Source organism: Pseudomonas sp. NPDC086112 (genome assembly GCF_044746425.1).
GTDB lineage: Bacteria > Pseudomonadota > Gammaproteobacteria > Pseudomonadales > Pseudomonadaceae > Aquipseudomonas.
The window spans coordinates 23,078-43,142 of the sequence record NZ_JBIVCD010000003.1 but is presented as its reverse complement, the minus strand read 5'-3'; the positions used below and the strand labels follow the sequence as shown (position 1 = coordinate 43,142).

The 20,065-nt window shown below is 59.3% G+C and carries 18 protein-coding genes; 6 read left to right on the top strand and 12 right to left on the bottom strand.

The window, feature by feature from the left end:
• Positions 1–82 precede the first annotated feature (82 nt).
• The 3 genes from ACIPLA_RS03350 to ACIPLA_RS03340 form a co-directional block, all read right to left on the bottom strand.
• Entirely contained in the window at positions 83–1,012 is a 930-nt protein-coding gene (locus tag ACIPLA_RS03350) for a LysR family transcriptional regulator (RefSeq protein ID WP_218394589.1), read from the bottom strand.
• 29 nt (positions 1,013–1,041) lie between these two features.
• Positions 1,042–2,016 (bottom strand): quinone oxidoreductase, encoded by a 975-nt coding sequence (locus ACIPLA_RS03345; RefSeq protein ID WP_218394588.1) that lies wholly within the window; start codon positions 2,014–2,016, stop codon positions 1,042–1,044.
• A gap of 84 nt (positions 2,017–2,100) precedes the next feature.
• Positions 2,101–3,522, bottom strand: coding sequence for an MFS transporter (locus ACIPLA_RS03340; RefSeq protein ID WP_401171448.1), 1,422 nt, complete (start codon positions 3,520–3,522; stop codon positions 2,101–2,103).
• A 128-nt stretch (positions 3,523–3,650) separates the two neighbouring features.
• Between ACIPLA_RS03340 and ACIPLA_RS03335 the strand changes: the two genes are divergently transcribed.
• On the top strand, positions 3,651–4,586 hold the full coding sequence (locus ACIPLA_RS03335) for a LysR family transcriptional regulator (RefSeq protein WP_401171445.1): 936 nt from the start codon (positions 3,651–3,653) through the stop codon (positions 4,584–4,586).
• Between the two features lie 166 nt (positions 4,587–4,752).
• On the opposite strand, the gene ACIPLA_RS03330 is transcribed toward ACIPLA_RS03335, so the two are convergent.
• The 3 genes from ACIPLA_RS03330 to ACIPLA_RS03320 all read right to left on the bottom strand — a co-directional run bounded on the left by ACIPLA_RS03330 (position 4,753) and on the right by ACIPLA_RS03320 (position 6,004).
• On the bottom strand, positions 4,753–4,935 hold the full coding sequence (locus ACIPLA_RS03330) for a DUF1289 domain-containing protein (RefSeq protein ID WP_123494088.1): 183 nt from the start codon (positions 4,933–4,935) through the stop codon (positions 4,753–4,755).
• Between the two features lie 3 nt (positions 4,936–4,938).
• Entirely contained in the window at positions 4,939–5,310 is a 372-nt protein-coding gene (locus ACIPLA_RS03325) for a hypothetical protein (RefSeq protein ID WP_401171442.1), read from the bottom strand.
• Between the two features lie 202 nt (positions 5,311–5,512).
• Complete coding sequence (locus ACIPLA_RS03320) at positions 5,513–6,004, bottom strand: GNAT family N-acetyltransferase (RefSeq protein WP_401171439.1); 492 nt, start codon at positions 6,002–6,004, stop codon at positions 5,513–5,515.
• A 382-nt stretch (positions 6,005–6,386) separates the two neighbouring features.
• On the opposite strand from ACIPLA_RS03320, the gene katG reads away from it, so the two are divergent.
• Positions 6,387–8,675, top strand: coding sequence for a catalase/peroxidase HPI (gene katG, locus ACIPLA_RS03315; protein WP_218394582.1), 2,289 nt, complete (start codon positions 6,387–6,389; stop codon positions 8,673–8,675).
• Positions 8,676–8,781: 106 nt separating this feature from the next.
• Here katG and ACIPLA_RS03310 read toward each other — a convergent pair whose 3' ends face one another.
• Positions 8,782–11,817 carry an FAD-binding and (Fe-S)-binding domain-containing protein gene (locus tag ACIPLA_RS03310; RefSeq protein WP_401171436.1) on the bottom strand — a complete coding sequence of 1,012 codons (3,036 nt, stop codon included), beginning with the start codon at positions 11,815–11,817 and terminating at the stop codon, positions 8,782–8,784.
• A 158-nt stretch (positions 11,818–11,975) separates the two neighbouring features.
• Between ACIPLA_RS03310 and ACIPLA_RS03305 the strand changes: the two genes are divergently transcribed.
• Positions 11,976–12,860: a LysR substrate-binding domain-containing protein gene (locus tag ACIPLA_RS03305; protein ID WP_401171433.1), complete on the top strand. Its 885-nt coding sequence runs from the start codon at positions 11,976–11,978 to the stop codon at positions 12,858–12,860.
• Between the two features lie 258 nt (positions 12,861–13,118).
• Here ACIPLA_RS03305 and ACIPLA_RS03300 read toward each other — a convergent pair whose 3' ends face one another.
• Positions 13,119–13,973 (bottom strand): sterol desaturase family protein, encoded by an 855-nt coding sequence (locus tag ACIPLA_RS03300; RefSeq protein ID WP_401171430.1) that lies wholly within the window; start codon positions 13,971–13,973, stop codon positions 13,119–13,121.
• 67 nt (positions 13,974–14,040) lie between these two features.
• Between ACIPLA_RS03300 and ACIPLA_RS03295 the strand changes: the two genes are divergently transcribed.
• Positions 14,041–15,003 (top strand): AraC family transcriptional regulator ligand-binding domain-containing protein, encoded by a 963-nt coding sequence (locus ACIPLA_RS03295; RefSeq protein ID WP_401171427.1) that lies wholly within the window; start codon positions 14,041–14,043, stop codon positions 15,001–15,003.
• A 63-nt stretch (positions 15,004–15,066) separates the two neighbouring features.
• On the opposite strand, the gene ACIPLA_RS03290 is transcribed toward ACIPLA_RS03295, so the two are convergent.
• Positions 15,067–15,474 (bottom strand): tautomerase family protein, encoded by a 408-nt coding sequence (locus tag ACIPLA_RS03290; protein ID WP_192342735.1) that lies wholly within the window; start codon positions 15,472–15,474, stop codon positions 15,067–15,069.
• Between the two features lie 108 nt (positions 15,475–15,582).
• On the opposite strand from ACIPLA_RS03290, the gene ACIPLA_RS03285 reads away from it, so the two are divergent.
• A complete protein-coding gene (locus ACIPLA_RS03285; protein WP_192342734.1) occupies positions 15,583–16,476 on the top strand; it encodes a LysR substrate-binding domain-containing protein in 894 nt (297 codons plus the stop codon).
• Between the two features lie 6 nt (positions 16,477–16,482).
• On the opposite strand, the gene ACIPLA_RS03280 is transcribed toward ACIPLA_RS03285, so the two are convergent.
• The 3 genes from ACIPLA_RS03280 to ACIPLA_RS03270 form a co-directional block, all read right to left on the bottom strand.
• Entirely contained in the window at positions 16,483–17,376 is an 894-nt protein-coding gene (locus tag ACIPLA_RS03280; RefSeq protein WP_401171423.1) for a tyrosinase family protein, read from the bottom strand.
• Positions 17,363–17,818, bottom strand: a complete 456-nt coding sequence (locus ACIPLA_RS03275) for a hypothetical protein (RefSeq protein ID WP_218394575.1) — start codon at positions 17,816–17,818, stop codon at positions 17,363–17,365. Before ACIPLA_RS03275 ends, ACIPLA_RS03280 begins: the two co-directional genes overlap by 14 nt.
• 210 nt (positions 17,819–18,028) lie before the next feature.
• Entirely contained in the window at positions 18,029–18,931 is a 903-nt protein-coding gene (locus ACIPLA_RS03270) for a LysR family transcriptional regulator (RefSeq protein ID WP_218394574.1), read from the bottom strand.
• Positions 18,932–19,023: 92 nt separating this feature from the next.
• On the opposite strand from ACIPLA_RS03270, the gene ACIPLA_RS03265 reads away from it, so the two are divergent.
• Complete coding sequence (locus ACIPLA_RS03265) at positions 19,024–20,031, top strand: aldo/keto reductase (RefSeq protein WP_218394573.1); 1,008 nt, start codon at positions 19,024–19,026, stop codon at positions 20,029–20,031.
• The last annotated feature ends 34 nt before the right edge of the window (positions 20,032–20,065 follow it).

Genomic DNA, 20,065 nt, shown 5'->3' with positions numbered 1-20,065 from the left:
CGCGAAGACGGCGGCACAGTCAACATTGATGTCGTCTGACACACCGCTTTCGCGAGCAAGCCCGCTCCCACATGGACTGCGCTTAACTGACGGGCATTTGCCAAGGCGGCCCTTGCGCAAATCTTGCCTCCAGCCATTCCTTGAAGGCCATGAGCGTTGCCGGCGTAAAAGCTGCTGACGCTCGCACCAGATAAATCCCGCCCTGAGCATCCAGATCCCACTCCGGCAGAACGCGAACCATCTGGTCGTTGGCGATTTCCCGGCTCATCAGCCACTCGCCAGCGCCCAAAATACCGACGCCAGCCTTGGCCGCGGCGAGCAACGCTTCGCCGTCGTTCGAGGTCAAGGTGCCCCTGGTGATGACCCTCTCCTGCCGATCACCCTTCGACAAACGCCATTCAGGAAACGCCGCGAGGCCGGTGAAGCCCAGGCAGTTGTGCTCGGTCAGTTCTTTCGGGCTGGCCGGTAAACCATGCTGTTCTATGTAACTCGGTGAAGCGCAGAGAATGCGGCGATGATCGCTGAGCTTCTTCGCGACGAGGCGGTTGTCGTTCAGTTCACCGATACGAATCGCCGCATCGAATCCTTCACCAATGATGTCGACCACGCGATCGCTGTAATCCACCTCGACGGAGACCAGCGGATGAGCCGCCAGAAATTCCGGCAGCATCGACGCCAGCCACAGGCGCCCCATCGCCGCAGGAAAAGCCAGGCGCAAGACACCACGAACCTGCGCCGCGCCCAGTGACGCTTCCTGTTCAGCCTCGATGATCAACCCCGTGGCGCAGCGCAGACGTTCGACGAGACGGTTGCCGGCATCGGTCAACCGCACCTGTCGCGTCGTGCGCTCCATCAGCCGCACGCCCAGGCGCTTTTCCATGGCCGCCAGGCGCTTTGAAATCACCGTCGGATGGCGTTGCAGCAGACGTCCGGCAGCCACGAACGAATGTGCCGAGGCGACCGCAAGAAGCGCTGCAATTTCATCAATGTGGCGGCTATCCAGTGGGTTCACAAAACACTCTTTTGTTCAGGTAAAAACAATCACGGCTTGAGGACGATCGCTCCGCGAGATTGGCCGCCTTCCAAATCGGCATGGGCCTTGGCCACATCGGCCAATGCATAGCGGCCCCAGATGCCGGGCTTGATTATGCCCGCCTCGACCGCCGCCAGTACATCATCGGCCCGTTGCCGGTATTCGGCGATATCCGTGGTGTGCGCGGCGAGTGAAGGACGGGTCAGGAACAGCGAGCCCTTGGCATTGAGTGTGGCCACTTCGACCGCCGTCGGCGCTCCGGAGGATGCCCCAAAAGACACCATCAACCCACGCGGTCGCAAGCAGTCGAGCGACGCTTCGAACGACACCCGCCCGATGGGATCGTAGACCACATCGGCTTTCTTGCCGTGGGTGATCTGCGCCACATCCGCGGCGAGTGTCTGGGCATTGAACACCAGCACCGCATCGCAACCCAGCGCCTTGGCTGTCTCGACACTCTCGGCCCGGGACACAATGCCGATGACAAAAGCCCCCAGGTGTTTGGCCCACGTCGCCATGATCTGCCCGAGGCCGCCCGCTACGCCATACAGAACCAGAATGGTGCCGGGGCCGACCGGATACGTCGTCTTCAGCAGGTATTGCGCGGTAATGCCTTTGAACAACACCGCGGCCGCCTCTTCAGCCGTCAATGCGTCGGGAATCGGCACCAGCCGCTCGGCCGGAAACAATCGCGCACTGGCGTAAGCGCCAACAGGCCCCGTTGCGTACGCCACCCGATCACCCACCTTGACGTTGTTCACTCCCGCGCCGATGGCGGCAACCCGGCCCGCCCCTTCAAGGCCCAGACCCGACGGCAATGGTAGCGGTACGGCGCCCTTACGCTGACTCACATCGAGGAAGTTGACGCCAATCGCCTCCTGCTCCAGCCAGACTTCACCCGGCCCCGGCTCACGCGCCGTCACTTGCTCAATGGTCATCACCTCAGGTGCGCCGGTGTGTGCGATACGAACGACAGAAACCATTGCCTGACTCCTTCACTTCAGCGCAGCCCATCTGCGCCATGCAGGGGAAGTATCGGCATTCGATTTCATGCGAACAATACAGCCTCACTGCAGTTCATTACTGCATGCAGTGCAGCAGTGTGAAACTCGCAGCGCCAGCGCGACAACAAGGGCCAGGACGATCAACAGCATGGCGACGGCAAACGTTACCTGCATACCGTTGGCGATGGCGGCGGGAGATGCCGTGGTGATGTCTGCCATCGCCGAGGCAAAGGCAAACACCGCGCCCATGACCGAGGCGCCGGTGATCAGTCCGAGATTGCGCGACAGGCTGAGCAGGCCGGAAATTACGCCGCGCTGATCCGGTCGGACGTCGGTCATGATCGCGGTGTTGTTGGCCGCCTGAAATAACGCGTAGCTGGCCGTGATTACCGCGATGGGCGCGAGGTAACCGAGGAGGCCGAAATCCGCCGGCATCATCGATAAAGCACCCGTGCCGAGTGCCATTGCGACAAGCCCGGCGACGGTCATGCGCCGAGTGCCAAAACGGTCCACCAGGCGACCGGCCGGCACCCCGGTGAGCGCAGCCACCAACGGGCCGACCGACAAGGCCAGACCGACAAGCGCCGTACCGAGGCCAAGCGCACCCGAGAGATAGAACGGCCCGACCACCAGCGTCGCCATCATCACCGTCGAAACGAGCGTGCTCATGGCCAGGCTCGCGCTCAATCCCGGCCTCCGGAACAGCGCCAGTTTAATCAGGGGTGATGCAACCGTGGTCTCAACGAAGATGAACAGCCCAACGCCGAAAACAGCCGTCAGCAGCAGCACGATGTTGAGCGGCCCAAAATCACCGTGCCCGATCGTCATGGCCAGCGCATACGCCCCGAGCGTCAACGCCAGCAGCAACGTGCCTGCCTTATCGAAACCCGTCCGCCCTGCTTTCTCCCGCAGTGCATCCGTCGGCAAATAGCGATATGCGAGCCAGATATTCAGAACACCCAGCGGCACGTTGATCAGAAAAATCGACTGCCAACCTGCGCCTGCGATCAACATCCCACCGAGCGACGGCCCCAACGTGGTACCGATCGCCGACATCGTGCCAAGCAGCCCCATGGCACTGCCGGTCTGCGCTTTCGGCACCGTCTCGCCGACAAACGCCACGGTGAGCGCCAACATGATCGCCGCCCCCAGCCCTTGCACTGCCCGGGCGCCGACTAGCCACCCAAGCGACGGCGCGACACCACACGCCAGTGATGCCAGGGTGAAAATGCCGATGCCCGCCAGCAGCAAACGTCGACGGCCGACGAGGTCACCGAGTCGTCCGACGCTGACAATCAGCGTGGTGATCGCCAGCAGATACGCCAGAACGATCCACTGCACTTGTTGAAAAGAAGCATCGAACGCTTGGGCCAACGTCGGCAAACCCGCATTGGCGATACTGGTGTCGAGTGAGGGCATCAACATCGATAGCGAAAGGCTCGCGAGCGCCCAGCGGACGGAGCCTGATTGGGTGATGAGTTTCATTGTCTGGCCACATCTGAAAGGTAGATCAGCAGCGTATGCCCATGCGTGACATGGCGGAAGGCGCACCATTTGCACTTGATAGTTGCGTTTGACGCCATATCACCCACACGCCGTGCTAACGTGGAGGCATGACGACTCCCGACCTGAATTTGCTGATTACCCTGGATGTGCTGCTCGCCGAAGGCAGCGTCGCACGCGCCGCCCAACGACTGCGCCTGAGCGCGTCGGCCATGAGCCGGGCGCTGGCGCGATTGCGCGAAACGACGGGCGACCCGCTGCTGGTACGGGCCGGACGCGGGTTGGTGCCAACGCCACGAGCACTCGAACTGCGCGAACAGGTCAGTCGATTGGTGCAAGATGCCGAAGCCGTTTTGCGCCCCGCCGAACAGCTCGACCTCAAGCAACTGGGGCGTACATTCACGCTGCGCACCAGCGACGGCTTCGTCGAAAATTTCGGCCCGGCGCTGATTGCCCGCGTCAGTGCACAAGCACCCGGCGTGCGCCTGCACTTTGTGCAGAAGCTGAACAAGGACAGCGCCGCCCTTCGCGACGGTTCCGTCGACCTGGAAACCGGTGTGGTCGGCGGCACGACAAGCCCGGAAGTGCGCACCCGTGCGTTGTTCGAAGATCATTTCATCGGCGTCGTGCGCACGGGGCATCCGCTGAGCCAAGGCGAAGTCACCGCCTCCCGTTATGCCGCTGGCAAGCACATCCTGGTCTCGCGACGCGGGCTCGATAAAGGGCCGATGGATGAAGCCCTGGAAGTGCTGGGACTGGAGCGCGAGATCACCACCATCGTCGGCGGCTTTTCGGCCGCGCTGGCGCTGGCTCGCGCCTCGGACCTGATTGCCACCGTGCCTGCACAACACACACGAAACCTGCACGCAGGCCTGCACAGTTTTGATCTTCCGTTCGACCTGCCGCCGATCACCATTTCAATGCTCTGGCACCCACGCATGGATGCCGACTCAGCGCATCGGTGGCTGCGTGAATGTGTTCGGGAGGTTTGTGCGCAGCCCCATGAGCTGGTGAAGTCAATGTCAGCCACAACGCACGCTTTGTAGCTGCGCTACTGTGGCGAGGGAGCTTGCTCCCGTTCGGCTGCGAAGCAGTCGTAAATTGGTTTTGGGACAGCTGCGCTGTCCAGCGGGAGCAAGCTCCCTCGCCACAGTAGTGCAGCCTTCGCCAGATGCTATAGATCGCATTACGGCTTGCTGACGGGCATTACCCTCAAACACTCTTTTTCTGCAGCCCCTTCAACCGCAAACTCGCCCGCTGCGCCGCCGCCATTTTTTCCGGACGCTTCATGCGCTTCCATTTTCTGATGTCGTCCTTGGTGCGGCCACAACTGACACACAGCTCACCACTGAGCTGGCAAATGGAAATACACGGATTTTCGATATCCTTGGCCACGCTTCAACCCCGCGTCGAGCGCTTGGGCGCCAGGCGTTGCTGCCAGTTGCCGGCATTGGCGCGCTGACATTGCTCTTCAGAATCAAACTGCACATGGGCCGCTACCGGGCTGATGAGTACATCCGCTTCACTTAACGCCACGGCCGTCAGTTCGACCATGCGCTCGCCCTGCCCGCTCGCCAGCGCCTGATCCTTGTTGGCCTGCGTATCGAAGACCCAGATCACCCGCAGACTGGAAGGAAAGACCGCGTAATCGACTTCGTGGGTCAGCCAGCAGAACCCGACTATTTCCGCTTTGGCGGTTTCACACGCCTCGGTCAGGGTGGCGACCAGGCGACGTTCGATTTGGGCCTGATCGCGTTTGCTTAAAGACATCGGGGAAGGATCCTTGGTGGGCGTCGATGGAAAGAGCCCATCATACCTTCGGTCGCTCGTCTCCTCTCTGCATCATTACCCGCCCACGACCCCGCTTGCATGGAAGGAACGTTTTCATGTGCATGACACAAATCCCCTGTGGGAGCGGGCTTGCTCGCGAAGAGGCCCGATTAAACAGCACAAATCCCGACCCGAAAAATATTCAGAGCCGCCCGTGGCTCCCGGTCTTTCTCATTTGTATAAGCGCTACACGGCGCCCATCCGGCGATACTCGCTCCTCAACCCCAAACGGAACAAACCCAAGCTGCGGATACAGAAGCAGCCCCGCCGTATTCTCGTTGAAGCACGAAATCTGTACCTCGCTTGCCCGATGACGCTCAAAGGCCAGCGCCACCATCGTCTCCACCAAAAACTTCGCCACACCTTTCCCCCGCGCCCTGGGCGACACGATCACATTGCCGATCGCGCAAACGCCATCGCGCTCAAACGCATAAAAGTTCGCAAAGCCAACAACAGAACCGTCCCCCTCAACCACCGTCGAGTCTGAACGTAGAGCAATCGATGCACGCAGTTGATCTTCCGTCAGCGGGTAGTGCGCCTTCGGGAACATGTAAAACAGTTCTTGGGCGTTTTGCGGAAAGTCGCAAACAGTCAACACATCTTCAGCATCGACGGGGCGGTGGGTGAGTAGCATGGGTTGGGTCCATCCAAAGGTCGGTGCGACAGATTACGTTTTGCCGATGCTGGATAAAAGAGACTCGTATCAGCGGTTCCATCTCGACGGCTCAGGTAAAAGATTCTGCCTATCAAGCGTGAATACTCCACCTATTAGCTGACTGCTTTATAGGCGTCTAACCTTAATGCAGCGCTGGCGTGAGCCGGCCGGTTGAGACTTGATAAAAGATACGAATGAATCAGAAGCGTACTAGGCTTGCCGTGGGCCACCGTATGGCAACTCGATTTGCCGCTATCCAGATTCCCCTGTGACCACGATGAACGGTTGATCGAACGGCTGCAGCCTATGTCATTGATTTCGCTCGTCGCTATTGCGCGCCCACCCCGGGCCGGATAGCCGGATGAATACGACCAAAGGTAGTGCACACATGGCAAATGAATCGAAATGCCCGTTCAATCACGCCGCCGCGGGCGGTGGCACGACGAACCGCGATTGGTGGCCGAACCAACTGAACCTGAAGATCCTGCACCAGAATTCGCGGCTGTCCGACCCCACGGACGAGGGCTACAACTACGCCGAAGCGTTCAAAAACCTGGACTTTCAGGCGCTCAAGCAAGACCTGCATGCCCTGATGACCGATTCACAAGACTGGTGGCCTGCGGACTTCGGTCACTATGGGCCGCTGTTTATTCGCATGGCCTGGCACAGCGCCGGCACCTATCGCGTTGGTGACGGTCGTGGCGGTGCCGGCTCCGGTCAGCAGCGCTTTGCACCGCTCAACAGCTGGCCGGACAACGTCAGCCTCGACAAGGCGCGCCGGCTGCTCTGGCCGATCAAACAAAAATACGGTCGCAACATCTCCTGGGCCGATCTGATCGTGCTCACCGGCAACGTCGCGCTGGAGTCCATGGGCTTCAAAACCTTCGGCTTTTCCGGTGGTCGACCAGACGTCTGGGAACCGGATGAGGCTGTCTACTGGGGCTCCGAAAACAAGTGGCTGGGCGGTGACACCCGCTACGAAAAAGACAAGAAGGAACCCATGCAAGAACCCGGCGAAGGCCCACTCGTTGCTGAGCCGGGGGAAAATGAGGACAGTCGTACCGACGGAGGACGCAATCTGGAAAACCCGCTCGCCGCGGTGCAAATGGGCCTGATTTACGTCAACCCGGAAGGCCCGGAAGGCAACCCCGATCCGGTCGCTGCTGCGGTGGACATCCGCGAGACCTTCGGGCGCATGGCGATGAATGACGAAGAAACCGTGGCACTGATCGCCGGTGGCCACGCCTTCGGCAAGACCCACGGCGCCGGCCCTGCCGACAACGTCGGTGCCGAGCCCGAAGCCGCAGGCCTCGAACAGCAAGGCCTGGGCTGGAAGAGCACCTTCGGCAGCGGTAAGGGCGGCGACACCATCACCAGCGGGCTGGAAGTGACCTGGACCACCACGCCCACCAAGTGGAGCAACAACTACCTGGAAAACCTGTTCGGTTTCGAGTGGGAACTGACCAAGAGCCCGGCGGGCGCCAACCAGTGGACGGCGAAAGGCGGCGCTGGCGCGGGCATTATTCCGGATGCTCACGACCCGTCGAAGCGGCGTAACCCGACCATGCTGACCACGGACCTGTCCCTGCGATTCGACCCGATCTATGAGCCGATTTCACGGCGGTTCCTGGCGAACCCGGACCAGTTGGCCGACGCGTTCGCCCGCGCCTGGTTCAAGCTCCTCCACCGCGACATGGGCCCTCTCTCCCGCTACCTTGGCCCGGAAATGCCCAACGAAGAACTCCTGTGGCAAGACCCGATTCCGGAGGTCGACCATGCCTTGGTCAACGACAGCGACGTCGCTGCACTCAAAGGCAAGCTCCAGTCCTGCGGCCTATCTGTCTCGCAACTCGTATCGACTGCCTGGGCGGCAGCTTCCACCTTCCGCGGCTCCGACAAACGCGGCGGCGCCAACGGTGGACGCCTGCGCCTGGCTCCGCAGAAATTCTGGCAAGCCAACCAACCTGAGCAACTGGCGAACGTGCTGGCGAAACTCGAGAGCATCCAGAACGAGTTCAACAGCGGCGGCAAGAAAATCTCGCTGGCAGACCTGATCGTGCTGGCCGGCTGCGCCGGTGTCGAACAAGCGGCGAAAAATGCCGGCCACACCGTCACGGTGCCTTTCACGCCGGGCCGGATGGACGCCTCGCAAGAGCAAACGGATGTCGAATCCTTCGGGTTCCTCGAACCCGCCGCCGATGGCTTCCGTAACTACCTCAAAACCCGCTACAGCGTACCGGCCGAGGCCTTGCTGATCGACAAAGCGCAACTGTTGACACTCACCGCGCCAGAAATGACCGTGCTCATCGGTGGCCTGCGGGTGTTAAACACCAACGTCGGACAAACTCAGCACGGGGTGTTCACGAAGCAGCCAGAAGCGTTGACCAACGACTTCTTCAGAAACCTGCTGGACATGAGCGTGGAATGGAAACCGGTGTCGCAGGCCAATGAAGAGTTTGAAGGGCGCGACCGGAAAACCGGCGACCTTAAATGGACGGGTACGCGTGTCGATCTGGTGTTTGGCTCGAATGCGCAGTTGAGGGCCTTGGCTGAGGTCTATGCCTGCGACGATGCGAAGGAGAAGTTTGTGAAAGACTTCGTTGCAGCCTGGGACAAGGTGATGAATCTGGACCGGTTTGATGTGAGATGATCTGAGCAATATTGCTGAAAACCTGCAACGCCTCCCTGTGTGGAGGCGTTGTGCTTTTTGCTGATCTATCGGCCAGAAGCTGCCCCCCAAGCAGCCATTGCGGGATTTAGTGCGCCAGAATTTTCGATAGCACATGCTCCAACACCACTTCAAGTGGGTGGCGCAGCTGCCTGTTGGCGCGACGCTTTACCTGACTGCGACAGGAGTAACCCGTTGCCAGTGCTTCTCCCGCCTTGTCCAGCTTGCCGGCCCATGACTGCTCGAAAATGGTCCGCGAGGTGTCCTGGTTGCGGGCTTCATGGCCATAGGTTCCGGACATGCCACAACAGCCCGTCGCCTCCGTCACCAACTTGAGGCCAAGCCGGGCAAACACTGCTTCCCATTGCGAAGTACTGGCCGGCACATTGGTCTTCTCGGTGCAGTGCGCCAGCAAACGGAATGTCTGAGTAGCCGGATGCGGGTTTTCAGGCAACACATCGAAGAGCCACTCCTGGGGTAGCAAGACCTTTGGGCAATCATTGAGCCCCGGCACTTTCTGGTATTCCTGGCGGTAGACCAGCGTCATCGCCGGATCCAGCCCCACCAGCGGTACCTCGCAGTCGGCTAGCGCCTTGAGTTGACTGGCGTTGCGGATCGCCGCTTTGGCGAATGCGCCGAGGAAGCCTTGTACATGCAACGGCTTGCCGTTGGCACTATAGGGCGCCAGAAACACGCGATAGCCCAACTGATGCGCCAACTGGATAAAGCTCGCCAGCAACGGTGTTTCGAAGTAACGGGTGAAAGCGTCCTGCACCAACACCACGCTGCGCTGACGTTGCGCGACGGTGAGCTCGCGCAGGGCTGGCACGCTGGCGACCACCACCTTGCAGCGGGTCAATGTGGCCTGCAAGTCGTAACGGTTGATCAGCGGGCTGTCGAGCATGCCAACGTGTCGCGCAAGCAAGCGGCTCATCCATGTTGAGCCCATTACCGCGTTGTACAGGCCCGGCGCATAGGCCATATAAGGAATGGTGAACTCCAGCGAGCCGATCAGGTAATCGCGAAGCGGACGTTGATAGCGACCGTGATAGAGCTCCAGAAAACGCGATCGGAAATCCGGGACATTGACCTTGACCGGGCATTGTCCGGCGCAGGATTTACAGGCCAGACAGCCCGCCATCGCGTCGTAGACTTCGTGGGAGAAATCCGCCTCGCCGCGCGAGCGTGCCAGGTTATTGCGCATCCTCGTTGGCAAGCCGCTCAACCACGACAACTTGCCCCGCGCCGCTTCCAATACATCGATATTGGCCGCGCCTTGCAAACGCAACCATTCGCGAATCAATGACGCCCTGCCCTTTGGCGAATGCTGGCGTTCACGGGTGGCTTTCCACGATGGGCACATCGCATCGTCGGGGTCGTAGTTGTAACAAGCGCCGTTACCGTTGCAGTGCACAGCGGTGCCGAAACTTTGCCAGACACGCTCGTCGATTTGCCGATCCAGCTCACCGCGCAGCGTCACTTCGTTAACCTTGAGCAAGCCTTGGGCGGCATCCGGCGGAGTGCAGATCTTGCCGGGGTTGAGCTGATTGTGCGGATCGAACGCGCCCTTGAGCAATTGCAGCGCCGGGTACAGCTCGCCAAAAAACTCAGGGACATATTCCGAACGCAATCCCTTGCCGTGCTCGCCCCACAGCAAACCACCATAGCGCCGGGTCAGCTCGGCCACGGCATCGGAAATCGGCTTGACCAGCGCGGACTGGGCCGGGTCTTTCATGTCCAGCGCCGGGCGCACATGCAACACACCCGCGTCGACATGCCCGAACATGCCATAGGCCAGGCCATGGCTGTCGAGCAAGGCGCGGAACTCCGCGATGTAGTCGGCCAGTTTCTCCGGCGGCACGGCGGTGTCTTCCACAAAAGGCTGCGGGCGAATCTCGCCTTCGACGTTGCCCAGTAGCCCGACCGAGCGTTTACGCATGGCGTATACGCGGGTCACTGCTTCGGCACCTTCGGCCAACGTGTGGCCCAACCGCTCGATCGTGGTGTCGGCCTGCAGATGCGCCACAAACGACGCCACGCGAGCCTTCACTTGCGTCAGGTCCTCCCCGCTGAACTCCACCAGATTGATACCCAGCGTCGCGCGCTCGGCGTCCGTCGGGAAATACTCGGCGACGCTGTGCCAGACAATGTCTTTCATCGCCAGCATCAACACTTTGGAGTCCACGGTTTCGATGGACAGCGGCTTGTGCGCCAACAGCGCATTGGCGTCGCGCAGCGCATCCATGAAGCTGGCGTAGCGTACGTTCACCAACACCGAGTACTTGGGAATCGGCAGCACGTTGAGCTTGGCTTCGACGATGTAGCCCAACGAGCCTTCCGCACCGCACAGCACGCTGTTGAGGTTGAAGCGTCCGTGCTCATCACGCAGGTGCGCCAGGTCGTAACCCGTCAGGCAGCGATTGAGTTTGGGAAACACCGACTCGATCAGGTCGGCCTGGGTTTCCTGAATGTGCCGCGCGGTGCGGTACACCTCGCCGATGCGGCCGGGCTGCGTACACACCGCCTCCAGCTCCGCGTCGGACAGAGGCTGGCTGTGCAGGCGCTCACCACCGAGCAGTACGCTGTGCAGTTCCAGAACATGATCGCGGGTCTTGCCATAGGTGCAGCTGCCCTGGCCGCTGGCGTCCGTGTTGATCATGCCGCCCACGGTGGCGCGGTTGGAGGTCGACAGCTCCGGGGCGAAGAAAAGCCCATGAGGCTTGAGCGCGGCATTCAGCTGGTCCTTGACCACGCCCGCCTGCACCCGCACCCAACGCTGGGCGACGTTGATTTCGAGGACAGTGTTCATATGCCGCGACAAGTCGACCACGATGCCTTCGGTCAATGACTGGCCATTGGTCCCGGTGCCACCGCCTCGCGGGGTCAGCTTGATCTGGCGAAAGCGTGGTTCGGCCATCAATGTCGCGATGCGCACGATGTCGTCCGCGTCCAGGGGGAACACCGCCGCTTGCGGCAGACGCTGGTAAATCGAGTTGTCGGTCGCCAGCACGGTCCGAGTGGCATAGTCGGCGCTGAGCTGACCGCGCAAGCCACTGGCGCGCAGGGCTTGCAGAAATTCCGGGTACTGTGCCGCGGGTTCAACGGTCGTCAACTGGGCGATCATCGCAGGATGGTCTCTTGTAGGTCTAATCACGGAAAAATCAAAACACTTGTCGCCTGAGCATTAATGGGGCAGCCTCAGGTCGTCGGCTATGCCAATGATCCTGCAGGCTCGGGCACCGGACAAACGGATAATCCTGCCGCTATTGATGACTTTTACGAATGAATTACCGTCACCTCACCCCCTCGATGTCGTTGCTGCTGGCCTTTGAAGCCGCCGCCCGACATGAAAGCTACACCCACGCTGCGCTGGAACTCTCCCTGACCCAAAGCGCAGTCAGTCGCCAAGTCCAGGCGCTGGAGCAGCAACTGGGCCTGACGCTGTTTCGCCGTGAAGGCCGCCAGGTGAAGTTGACCGATGTCGGTCGTCTTTATCAGCGGGAAATGAGCGAAGCGCTCGGACGCATCCGTAGCGCCACGTTGCAGGCCATGGCTTATCAATCCGGCAGCGGCACATTGCGCCTGGCCACATTGCCGACCTTCGGCTCGAAGTGGTTATTGCCGCGCCTTCATGACTTTTATAAAAGCCATCCTGGCATGCTGGTGCACATCAACTCCCGGATCGACGCCATCGACTTTGAAACCAGCGGCATTGATGCTGCGATTGTCGTCGGCAATGCTGATTTACCGGGCCTGATCAGCCATCGGCTGCACACGGAAGAACTGATGGTGATCATTTCTCCGCAAGCGGCCAAGGCCCATGACGCCTGGCCTGCGGAGCGCATTGGCGGGCAGACGCTGCTCAATGTCGCGAGTAATTCCAACGTCTGGGGCGAGTGGTTCAGCCACCACGGCTTACCCCATCGAATGATGCGCCTGGGGCCGAGTTTCGAACTCACCTCACACTTGATCCAGGCCGTCAGAGCCGGCATCGGAATAGGTCTGGTGCCTCGTATTCTGGTGGCCGATGAATTGGCCAATTCAGAGCTGATCGGCCTGGACCTGCCCTTCGCCAGTCAGCGCAGTTACTACCTGACCTACCCGCCGCGCAACGAAATGCTGCCGTCACTCATCGCGTTCCGTACCTGGTTGCTGGAACAGATATGAACGCCCGGGATCTCAAGGCGAGAGCCGCCCTCTCACCTACACCGGAGAGATCGTGGCAAGCGCACCAATCAAAATGGTCAACACCAGAAATCCACCCAGGAAAAATGCCATCTTGCCCATTGGGCCTCCTACGTTATGAGTTTGCGGTGCAGCGGCTACCGCCGCTGCTGACCGTGCTGTCATTGTGAGCCGCAGGCTGATCTCATTACAGATGCAGATGGCGAAGGAAAAACCGTATCAGCCCCGACCTTGACTGACTCATCGCGCCACTTTCCGGTTAGCGTTTACCTTGGGAGCGGTACGGCGGGAACGCACGATGGGCCAGAACAATTCTTCTTTCCAGCTTATCGGTGACACGTGTTCGATGCCGTAGGCTGGCGGACGTCGACGGGTAATTTTTGCGGTTCCGAACAGCACGTCCCAAAAAAACAACAGGTTGCCAAAATTGCCTTTGTAATGGGTAACGCCGTCCTCGGCCGTCAAACCGTGATGCGCAGAGTGATTGGAGGGTGTGGAGAAGGTTCGTTCCAAAACCCAGACAACCGGGCGTAATGCGCGGATGCGATATAGTTTGTCGTCCCACGCAACGCTGCTGTGTGCAGCGAAGATCACGGTCATTTTCAGAATCAGATAACCATAATAAACCGGTGCAAGTCCAAGGTAGATCAACACCCCGGATAACCAGATGCCGGGCATCAGAAGATAGTAGAAACTGTTGTTGCGATAGACGATGCGCACACTCATATAGGGTGCGGAATGATGCGCACGGTGCAATGCATAAAGTGCGGGAACCCGGTGAGTCAGGCGATGCCACCAGTATTGGGTCATGTCATCGAACAGTAAAAACAAGACAAATCCTGCAATCCACGGGATTCCAGCCAATGCGTCCTTCATCTCCGGTACAACCTGACTTGATATTTTGCCGCTTAGCCACATGACTAAAGGGAACGTGATCGCCACCAGGATGCCGGAGCCGACGACTTCAATGAGTACGTCACGTTTGCCGCCTGACGACTGACGAAACGAGGAACAGGCCAGTTCCAGCAAAATGAAGGCAAGGAAAATCCCGGCCACTGTTACAGCAGGGTTATTGGCGAGCATTGTTATATTCATGGCACTCTCGATTCAGGCCCTTGCGGGCAATGCCATGTGATTAGAAACCCAGGAGTCAGCCCTCCCAATGCGCGAAATGGACAGAATTGAGCTAGAACCGGCCAATCGCCCGCCCCAGCGCTTTCATCGAGGCAGGCTGGGCCAAGTGCTGGAGCGCTTCCTTGACAGCCAGGTTTCCCGAAAAAGCACGGATTACAGCCTGATCGAACTGGATCAGCTTTGGCGCGAGGCGGCGCGCATTGATCCGGCGATCGGGTTAAAACTGTTCGAGCTGTTCACGCCTCAGGACTGGCACGTCCTGGCTTATCTTTGCCTGTATAGCCCCGACGTTTTGTCGTCCATGCACCTTTGGGCCCGGTACGCACCGCTTGCATCGGACACCGACAATGTGAAGTTGGTAAATGACGAAAACGGCGTCGGAATCGAGTTGTGCGTCGATGCACCAGGCGAGTTGGCGCGGTATGTCATCGAACACTATGGCGTGATGTCCATCGCGCAATTGCGACGTGGAACGGGGCAGGATGTGCAGCCGATTCTGGCAAAATTCATGCATTCGCGTCCGTCGTACTACAAGCAATACACCCAGTGGTTTGGAGACCGTATCGAGTTTGACTGCCCGGTTAACCGCTTCTATTTCCATGCGCAAAGCTTGAGTCTACCGATGCAGACCCGTCATCACGGGATGTTGGAGTTATTGACTCAGGAGCTGGATCGACGGATTGCCGCGCATCGCAATTTCAGCGGTTGGTCAGCCAAAGTTGCCGAAGGTGCGCGACGCTCTCTGGCCAGAGGTGAAACGCCAAATCTGGACAATCTGGCAAAGACGCTGCACCAGACGCCCAGGACATTACGCAGACGCCTGGAAGAACAAGGCACGACCTTCAGGCAATTACTCGATCAGGTTCGTGCAGAACTGGACCTGCATCTTGAGTTGCAAGGCGAGTCGTTAACAGAGATTGCAGCTCAATTGGGCTACAGCGATTTGACGGCCTACCTCCATGCCCGAAGTCGATGGCGTGACAGGAAATAAGGTGGCGGCCAGATTATTTCGAGCCTGTCTTTTGCTTTATCTATCCTGCCCTCAAGTCAACTCCTACGCCGACCGCATGCACCCCTGAGGTACGCCATCATTACCCCGCCCGCCACCAAACGACCATTCATCTGCCGCGGTAGTGGTAATCACCACCATGACGTCTTCAGAGTCGATGCCCGGTGCTCGACTCAGTCTCTCGACCAGGTTGCGATAGAAACGCTGTTTCGTCTCGATGTCCCGAGGGCGGCCGGCAGTAATCGCGATCAGCACAAAGTCATGGCTGCGCGGACCGCCCAGGTAGCCGGGATCAAATATCAGTTCGCCCACTTCATGCTGGTGAATGACCTGGAACCGGTCGGCCATGGGCACTTCGAAGCTTTCTACCAATGCGTCGTGCAGCCCCTGTGAGAGGGCTTGTAAATACTCGGCCGACTTTCCCCGGTGCAATGAAATACGTGCAAATGGCATAACGGTCTACTCCTGAAAAACCCACTGACAGGAGAAAACTATCAAGTCGCGATAATTCCGAATATCCGATTTAATAGCGGCCATAGTCCTGAATTAGTGGATGATTCGATGCGCCGTCCAACCTTCGATCTTGATGTGCTGCGTACTTTCGTAACCGGTGTGGAATTCAACAGTTTTGCCAAAGCGGCGGATCGGCTCAATCGCTCGACGTCTGCCGTGAGCGCACAACTCAAGAAGCTTGAGGAACAGATAGGCACGCCAGTGCTGTCCAAATCCGGTCGAGGGCTGGTGTTGACGCCGGTGGGTGAATCCCTGCTCAGCCATGCCCGCCGACTGCTTGAACTGAACGACAGCATTTTCCAGACGCTGCACGAAAGCCAGACCGCCGCAACGGTACGCCTGGGGCTTCAGGAAGACTTTGGCGAACACTTTCTCAGCGACATCCTGCGACGCTACGTCAAGATGTACCCGAGGGTGAGCCTCGAAGTCAGGATCGCGCGTAATACCGAACTGCTTGCATTGATCGACGGCGGTGGCCTGGACCTGGCCCTGTCTTGGGACACAGGGCACATGTCCCCCTATGCCACACGCCTGGGTGAAACACAGATGTACTGGATCGGATCTCGTGATACGCAACCGCTCAACTGCTCTGTAGATTCTCCCCTGCCATTGATCATGTTCGACGCCCCTTGCGTGTTGCGTAGCGCGGCAACCCAGGCATTGGATGAGGCGCGGATTCCCTGGCGAATCGCGCTGACCAGCCCCAGCGTGGGTGGAATCTGGGCGGCCGTTGCTGCCGGTTTGGGCCTCACGTTGCGAACCCGCATTGGACTGCCAGGACATCTCGCCGTCATTGCCGGCCTACCCACGCTGCCGACCCTCGGCTATGTGCTTTATCGTGGAGCAGAACACCTGGCGCCTGCCACCCGACAACTGGCTGCGTTGATACAAACCAGTCTGGAAGAGCAGGCGTTCAGTATCACTGCAGGCGCCTCCGTTTGATGCTGTCTAAAGCAAATCGCCCAAGGTGTCGTACTTGTAATACTGGCTGTAATTCAGGACATCTCGAGGCGTCACCTTTTCCGGGAAAGGGCTGTACATCGGGTCATCAATCCGATGGAATTTGAGCGTATCCGGGGCATTTCCCGCAGGTACATATGCGGCGGCGGGATGCTTCGCTTGCCATGCCGCCCAGAGCCGGTCGACATTGCAATGATGCAGAAAGAACACTGGATCGTTCGGCGAGGACGACAATCCCATGTCTCCACCGACCCACACATGAACGTTGTTATGAATGCGTTCTTCGCCCGCCCATCCCTCGATACTGTTGCGCGCACCACCGGTGGACTGCGCCGCGTTGTAGGGCGCTTTGTCATACACCGGGTTTTCATGGATGACCTTGCGCACATTGGCTCGGCAGGGCAGTGACCCACCTCTTCCCAGATAACGCACCAGGGGGCGATTTACCCCGTCGAGGTCCATGGTGCGGCCATTACCTGTCAATCGCACCCGCCACTGCCCATTCACGAACTGCCCAAGGTACTCATCCGACCAGATGAGTGAAGTCCTCGGGTCCTGGAGTTCCGCGTCAGTGTTCCAATCCCAGTACGGGACTCGAAAGTGCGGGTCGTTTATCGCCTTGCGAAGCAAGGTTTCCAGGCGCACGAGAAAGTAGCGGTGCCACGGCAAGAATGATGGCCCGCCATGCGCAGCGTTCCTGGCCATCTGTCCCGCAGGCGTTGAAATCATCATGGCCCGGTGATGCCAGGCCACGAACGAATCATAAATCGAGAGATTGGCCTGCCCGGGCCACGGATTCTGCGCGGGATCCTTGAGTCGCTTTACCCCTTCGACGTATTTCTTAAGCGCCGGGAGATCATTGACAGCATTAGACCTGATCATGATGTGCTCCGTGGGCATGGTGGTCCGGGTGCTCTCCCCCATCGCCATCGCCCTTGGCGAAGGATTCCGGATAGGCATCGATCACCGCGGTCATCAAGTCGAGAGCCGATCCGTAAGTGACGAATGGGGTGGCGTGCGTATGGACTTGGCCCGCATCGTCCACAAACAGATGCGCCTGGACCGGAGCCCCATCAACCTCCACCTGGTAGGTGGTCACGATCCGGACAACATGCCCTTTGTGGTTAATCTCGCGAACCGTCCTGGTTTCATGTCCGGCATGCGGGTCCACGTACTCAGGAAACTGCTCCTTGATCCACGCTGGGTGCGTTTTGCCAGGATCGGTGATGGATATCTCTGCGAGAGCATTTATGTCAGGCGGGCTCAATAGCGCATTGGGTTTCGTACCCGTTGGTTCGGGGCTGGAGACATTTTTCCGTGTCATGATTCCTCCTGGAGTATGCCCCGGACGGTTGCCCGGATTGGCTGGAGAAAGTGTAGTTGGTCGCGGGCAGGCATGCCGCTGAACCCATCCGCCAGGCGGACTTACTGGGTGGCTGCGTCTGGCCGATTGCTGTTCGACCCGAAGGGCTGCTTTCGACTGTGGATTCAACCCGGAGCAGTCATCGAGACTGCCGGTCGCGATGGTTCTGAATCAGGTTCGCAAGTCACCCGCTCTGATGAATTCTATGAGCGCGTTCAATGCCGGTGGCACATAGCGCCGGCTGGGGTAATAAAGAAAGAATCGGCTTGGCGGTGCTTTCCATTCCTGGAGTATTTCTCTGAGATGTCCGTTGCTGATTTCGTCGCGCGCCAGCTCCTCGTAGACATAGGCAATACCAGCGCCATCTTTCGCCGCCTGGATCATCAGCGCATCGTCTTCCAGAATGAGCGGGCCTGTGACGGACAACCGTATCGGTTGACCGTCTGCTTGATACTCCCAGGCGTAAAATTTGCCACTGGGAAAACGCCTGGCAATGCACGAATGCTCGAGCAAGTCGCGGGGGGCGTGCGCGATCCCCTTTGCGGCCAGATAGGCATCCGAAGCAACGGTCACGAACGATTGAGGGGCGCCGACAGGGACTGCGATCATGTCGCCGGCCAGGCTTTCACCAAAGCGGACTCCAGCGTCAAATCCGCCGTTCACGATATCAGTCAATCCATCGTCGGTGATCAGGTCCAACTGAATACGTGGATACCTGGCCACGAAGGGCGCGAGCACTTTCGCAAACACGATACGAGCCGCCGGGCGCGCCACGTTGAGGCGGAGTTTGCCTGCGGGAACTTCCTGCATCGAGGTCAATTGCGCCAACACATCGGCAACCTGGTGCAGGGTCGGGACCAGCGTCGCCAATAGCTGTTGGCCGGCCTCGGTCGGGGTCACGCTACGAGTGGTTCGGTTCAACAGCCTGATGCCCAGGCGTGCCTCCAACGCTCGCATCGCGTGACTCAACGCGGAAGCCGAAACGCCACGCTCGTCGGCGGCCTTGCGAAAGCTGCGATGGCGAGCGACGGCGGCAAAGGCATCGAGCTCAGAGAGATCGGGGTGATTACTCATGAATTTCGTTCAGCAGTTCAAATACGATTACCCATCTTATCGCCATCAGATCTCTCCCAGATACTTCTCACATCATTTGTGGAGAGGTCGCAATGCAAAAGAATCGTCTTGGATCATCGGATTTTCTGATTTCGCCTATTGGCCTGGGGACGTGGGCAATCGCTGGTACAGGTTGGGAATACAGTTGGGGAGCGCAGGATGACAAGGACAGCCTGGGCGCACTTGAATATGCCGTCGAACGCGGCGTGAACTGGATTGATACCGCTGCGGTTTATGGCTTGGGCCATGCGGAGCAATTGGTGGGGCAATTGCTGCGTCGGGTGCCGGTCTCGCGGCGTCCTTTGGTGTTCACCAAAGGCAGCCTGGTCTGGGACCCGGTCACGAAGCAGATTTCGCACTCCCTGGTCCCCCAATCCTTGCTCGCCGAGATCGACGCAAGCTTGCGCAGGCTCCAAGTCGAGACTATCGATCTGTATCAGATCCACTGGCCTGCCTTTCCTGCCGACGCAAGCAGTGAAGGTATTGAAATGGCGCTTTCGGCTTTGGTAGCCGCGCGCGATCAAGGAAAAATTCGCGCTATCGGCGTATCGAATTTCGATGTCGCTCAACTCAAGCGGGCGCAGGCGGTGACAGAGATCGTTTCCCTCCAGCCGCCGTACTCCGCCTTGATGCGGGACATCGAGAAAGACGTCCTGCCATTCTGTGAGCAAGCCGGGTTGGGTGTCCTTGCCTATTCCACACTTCAATCGGGGCTACTGTCCGGCAGCATGACGCGCGAACGCATCTCACAACTGCCCGAAGACGATTGGCGCAAGGCCCGAAGTGCTGATTTCCAGGAGCCCCGTTTGAGTGCGAACCTGACATTGGTTGACGTCATGGCACGCATTGGAGAAAGGCACGGGGTGAGTGCTGCAGCGGTCGCTATCGCCTGGGTACTTCGCCAACCGGTAGTGACGGGCGCCATTGTCGGAGCCCGCCGTCCAGCACAAGTAGACGGGCTGATTGCAGCCTCGGCGTTGCGCCTTAGCGCCGCGGAAATCGACGAAATTCGACCGTTCCTGCCGTCGGGCATGGGAACAAATGTTCCTGGCGCCGCCTGACACCCGGGGTGGTCCGAGTGCTCTCCTCCCTCGC